The organism is Photobacterium sp. OFAV2-7 (assembly GCF_022347985.1).
GTDB lineage: Bacteria > Pseudomonadota > Gammaproteobacteria > Enterobacterales > Vibrionaceae > Photobacterium.
This window is the reverse complement of record NZ_JAKRFQ010000429.1, coordinates 1-4,244: the sequence shown is the minus strand read 5'-3', so window position 1 is coordinate 4,244 and position 4,244 is coordinate 1. Positions and strand designations below refer to the sequence as shown.

The 4,244-nt window shown below is 45.4% G+C and carries 6 protein-coding genes; all 6 read left to right on the top strand.

The genetic code is table 11. From position 1 onward, the window contains the following. A partial coding sequence (locus tag MHN01_RS18295; RefSeq protein WP_239412657.1) for a diguanylate cyclase domain-containing protein occupies positions 1 to 789 on the top strand: 789 nt, incomplete at its 5' end. A gap of 326 nt (positions 790 to 1,115) precedes the next feature. Then, positions 1,116 to 1,787 carry a YceH family protein gene (locus tag MHN01_RS18290; protein WP_239412656.1) on the top strand — a complete coding sequence of 224 codons (672 nt, stop codon included), beginning with the start codon at positions 1,116 to 1,118 and terminating at the stop codon, positions 1,785 to 1,787. 61 nt (positions 1,788 to 1,848) lie between these two features. Further along, positions 1,849 to 2,196: a GIY-YIG nuclease family protein gene (locus tag MHN01_RS18285; protein WP_239412655.1), complete on the top strand. Its 348-nt coding sequence runs from the start codon at positions 1,849 to 1,851 to the stop codon at positions 2,194 to 2,196. Positions 2,197 to 2,298: 102 nt separating this feature from the next. After that, complete coding sequence (locus tag MHN01_RS18280) at positions 2,299 to 2,751, top strand: hypothetical protein (protein WP_239412654.1); 453 nt, start codon at positions 2,299 to 2,301, stop codon at positions 2,749 to 2,751. 61 nt (positions 2,752 to 2,812) lie between these two features. Further along, positions 2,813 to 3,355 (top strand): YaeQ family protein, encoded by a 543-nt coding sequence (locus MHN01_RS18275; RefSeq protein WP_239412653.1) that lies wholly within the window; start codon positions 2,813 to 2,815, stop codon positions 3,353 to 3,355. Positions 3,356 to 3,484: 129 nt separating this feature from the next. Continuing rightward, positions 3,485 to 4,132, top strand: a complete 648-nt coding sequence (locus MHN01_RS18270; protein ID WP_239412652.1) for a YdcF family protein — start codon at positions 3,485 to 3,487, stop codon at positions 4,130 to 4,132. Positions 4,133 to 4,244: the final 112 nt, after the last annotated feature.

The following is a 4,244-nucleotide window of genomic DNA, read 5'->3' as shown; positions in this document are numbered from 1 at the left end:
GATGTCAGTATGCCGGATATGAGTGGCACCGAGGTGGCGGAGCAAATTCGAATTAAACATCCCGATTGGGTGCCTATCATCTTTTTGAGCGGTCATGACGAACCTGAAATGATTGCTAAAGCCATTGATATGGGCGGGGATGATTATTTGGTCAAGCCAGTTAACAAAATGGTTTTGGTCTCTAAGTTAAAGGCCATGCAGCGTATTGCGCATATGAGACACCAGTTGAAAGAAGCGTCGGAGCAACTTGAACTAGCCAATGAGCGCCTTTCACAACAAGTTAATGAAGACGGCTTAACCAAGTTGGCCAACCGACGTTATCTTGATCAGAAGTTGGCCGAGTTTATTTCGTGGCATGGACGCAATAATTTATCGCTGACTATCATCATGGTGGATGTGGATCACTTCAAACCGTTTAATGACCATTATGGGCACCTTGAAGGTGACCGCTGTCTGCAGGCAGTTGCAGGCGAGCTCAAGCAGACCTTTAGCCGGGCTGGAGAACTTGCCGCTCGTTACGGTGGCGAAGAGTTTGTTGTCTTGATTAGTCATTGTGACAAAACCAAAGCCGTGAGGGAGTGTGAAAGGTTGAAGGCCTGCATTCAGCGATTAGAGATCCCTCACTCGAAATCGACGACGTCGGATGTGGTAACCGTAAGTCAGGGTATGGTTTCGTGGATCCCTACGGGTCTTGAAACGCCAGAGAATATGTATGAAATCGTTGACAAGGTACTATATAAAGCCAAGGAGCAGGGGCGTAACCGCTATGTCGCTGCAGAATTTACCTGATTGAGTTCACCTCCTTCCTGTACCGACTTAGCTGCTCTTTCAAGGTCTGAAATTGGATTAGGAAGGCAGTTAAGTGTGCAGCGTTGTTCCTTCCCATCCAAACAACAGCCTCTAGCTTTCCCGTCGATTAAGGTTAAATGAGATAACTTCGCAAGATTGAATGCTAATTGATTGATTTTCAAACACTCAGTACGACAAGCGCTTGTTGTTCAGGCTGCGCGTGCTAATCTGCCTACAGGTCAGTGCTGATTCCAGTCTTGGCATGACGTGTTCATAAAGAGTGGAATCAGTATTGGTATCAACAATAAGAAGGGTGAGGGAAGATCATGGATATTTGCTTTTCGCAGAATGAAGCGCGAGTGTTGGGTTGTTTGCTAGAGAAAGAAGTGACTACCCCGGATCAATACCCATTAACACTGAATGCATTGACGACAGCATGTAACCAGAAAAGTAATCGAGAGCCTGTAATGTCGCTGGATGAAGCGACCGTGCTGGATACTGTTGAAGCGCTGAAAGCTAAACGCATTATTCAGGAAGTAACGGCAGGTTTTGGTAGCCGTGTCGCTAAGTACCAGCACAGGTTCTGTAATACTGAATTCAGTACATTGCAGTTTACCAAGCAGGAGAAGGCTGCGCTGTGTGTAATGTTGCTGCGTGGGCCGCAAACACCTGGTGAGATCCGTACCCGAACGAACCGCCTTTGTGACCTGGCTGACGTAAAAGAGGCTGAAACGGTTCTAAATGGCCTGGCTGAGCATGCCAAGGGACCATATGTGGTGAAATTGCCAAAAGAATCTGGCAAGCGTGATTTTCGATATATGCATTTGTTCAGTGGCGAAATTGATCTCGAAGAGTTAGCTGAGCAGGCTGCGGCGGCTCCGACTACGGGCGGTTCATCACCAACTTCTCAGCGCGTGGCAAAACTTGAAGAAGAAGTTGCCGCAATGAAAGAAGAGATAGCCGAACTTAAAGAGCTGCTTGAATCATTGACATCTTAAGCGCAGAAATTAATCGCGTAATTTACTAAAGTATGGCTCAGCACTGGCTGAGCCTTTTTATATGATGAAGCAAACAGATAATACTTCTCTGGCTGAACATACAGCGAAGCAGACTGATGCAGAGCGTAATAAAGCCGCACAATGGTCGGTCTACTTAATCAGAACCGCATCAAATCAACTTTACTGTGGTGTGACGACAGATGTAGAACGACGTCTGAATGAACATAGTGGCAGTAAGAAAGGGGCCAAGTACCTGAAAGGGAAAGGCCCATTGAATTTAGCCTGGTCTGAGCAGGTCGGTGATAAGAAAACGGCTATGCGGTTGGAGTACAGAATCAAAAGGCTGTCGAAAGCCAAGAAAGAGTTAATTATTAACCACACCTTTAAAATCAATACACTATTGGAATAAAACATTGTTTTAAAGGTGGGTGCTAGATCACGAAAATCGCACAGCACAATAGCAGTAATCACGTATCATGGAGTTAATAGTAAGTATGATAGGTAAATAACTGTGTTCATTAGAACTTGGTATTTTGGTTTTTCGTTAATTTTTGCTTCACTGGCAGCTCAGGCCTCAGAGGTGACCTCTTCTCCTAACCCGAGAGGGCAAAGAGATGTGTTGAAAGATAAGCTAGTCGGGATATACACGACATATCAACTCAGAGAGACTTTCATCAAAGGCTGCAACCGACTTGAGAACAGCATAAGTACTGACGTTGAAACGGCCTTTGATGATTATGCCGTGGTTGCCAAAGACTATATCCTGGAAGGAAAGAGGCTACTAAACGAAGAGCTATCAGCAGTAGACGTAATTGAATGGAAAACGTTATTGGCCGAAGCGGGAAAGCACTACAAGCAAAAGTTTACTCAGCTGCCCGTGACTGAGCTGCAGCAAGAATGCCAGCAGCTGGCAAGAGAAATGACCACCATCAACAAGCAAGTTATTGCTTTGAAAAGCCAATAGAAATTGAACTCTAGTCTTATTCTTACTACACTTCAGGCATCTTAAAATCAGGTGTTTTGTTATGGCACAGAAAGCCACCATTTATAAGGCCCAGTTCAATGTCGCTGATCTGGACCGCCACGTTTATATTGATAAATCGCATACATTAGCATGCCATCCTTCGGAAACAATCCAGCGATTTATGCTACGTCTTGTTGCCTGGGGCTTGAATGCCGATGAAGAGTTGCAGTTTACCAAAGGGCTATCAGAAACTGATGAACCAGATCTGTGGACTAAGAACCTCAGTGATGAGATTGAGCTGTGGATTGAGCTAGGTCTACCGGAAGAAAAGCGAGTTCGTAAGGCTTCCCATCGTTCGCAGCAGGTGATTATTTTTGCCTATGGTGACAATGCCGCCTCGGTTTGGTGGCAGCAAAACAAAAGCAAGATCACCCAATATGCGAATGTATCGGTCGTTTTCATCAACGATGAAACACTAGCCGAGCTGGAAGCGATGGCAGAGCGTACTATGCAGCTTCAACTGACTATTGAGGGCGAGCAGGGCTGGCTGAGCGCAGGTGAGGCTAGTTGTAACATTGTTCCGGATTGGTGGCATCGCGCTTAGTACGCTTTCAAAGCAGTATTCACTGCTATTGTCATGCTAGTTTCATTCTAGTTGTGCAAAGTAACTCTTACCCCCCTCATGATGCTGGAGCCAGAACGGGTCCAGCGATTTCGGTTCAAGGATGGATATATGGCATCACAGGTTCACTCTCTGGCTAAGAAAGTCTGGAACTACCACTTACTCAATGATCAACTTGAGAAAAGTGATTGTATTTTGGTTCTGTGCAGTAACGATATCCGAGTTGCCGAGCATGCAGCAAAGTTGTACCTAGATGGTTACGCACCTTATATTGTCTTTTCTGGCGGAGTCGGCGAACTAACGAGCGGTATGTTCAGTGGGTCGGAAGCTGAAGCGTTTGCCCTGATTGCTGCAGGTATGGGCGTACCCAAAGAGTGTATTCTCATTGAGCCACAATCCACGAATACCGGTGAAAATGTTCTTTTTACCAAGGCGCTATTGGAAGATAAGGGGCTTGACCCTAAAACGCTGATATTAGTTCAGAAGCCATTTATGGAAAGAAGAAGCTATGCCTCTTTCATGCAGCAATGGCCTGGCAAGCAAGTGATGGTGACATCGCCGCCTATCAGTTTTGATGAGTATCCTAATGAACTGCTCACCTACAGTGATGTAATAAACGTTATGGTAGGCGATCTTCAACGAATCAAAGATTACCCAGCACTGGGGTATTCAATGCCACAAGATATTCCAGATGATGTCTGGCAGGCATTTGAATCACTGGTCGAGTTGGGATTTAACGAACATTTGATTACTACTTAGCAAACAGCACTCTAGATCGTTGCTTGTTAGGGTCTGTTCATCTTAATACTCCCACCAGTGGCAAGTTGGTGAACAGATAGTGAAGATCAACAGACCCTGGGTTAGTTATTGA

Excerpts from the sequence above, each read along its gene's own strand:
- MHN01_RS18290 (WP_239412656.1), top strand. The coding sequence starts at position 1,116 with ATGGATATTTGCTTTTCGCAGAATGAAGCGCGAGTGTTGGGTTGTTTG.
- MHN01_RS18285 (WP_239412655.1), top strand. The coding sequence starts at position 1,849 with ATGATGAAGCAAACAGATAATACTTCTCTGGCTGAACATACAGCGAAG.
- MHN01_RS18275 (WP_239412653.1), top strand. The coding sequence starts at position 2,813 with ATGGCACAGAAAGCCACCATTTATAAGGCCCAGTTCAATGTCGCTGAT.
- MHN01_RS18270 (WP_239412652.1), top strand. The coding sequence starts at position 3,485 with ATGGCATCACAGGTTCACTCTCTGGCTAAGAAAGTCTGGAACTACCAC.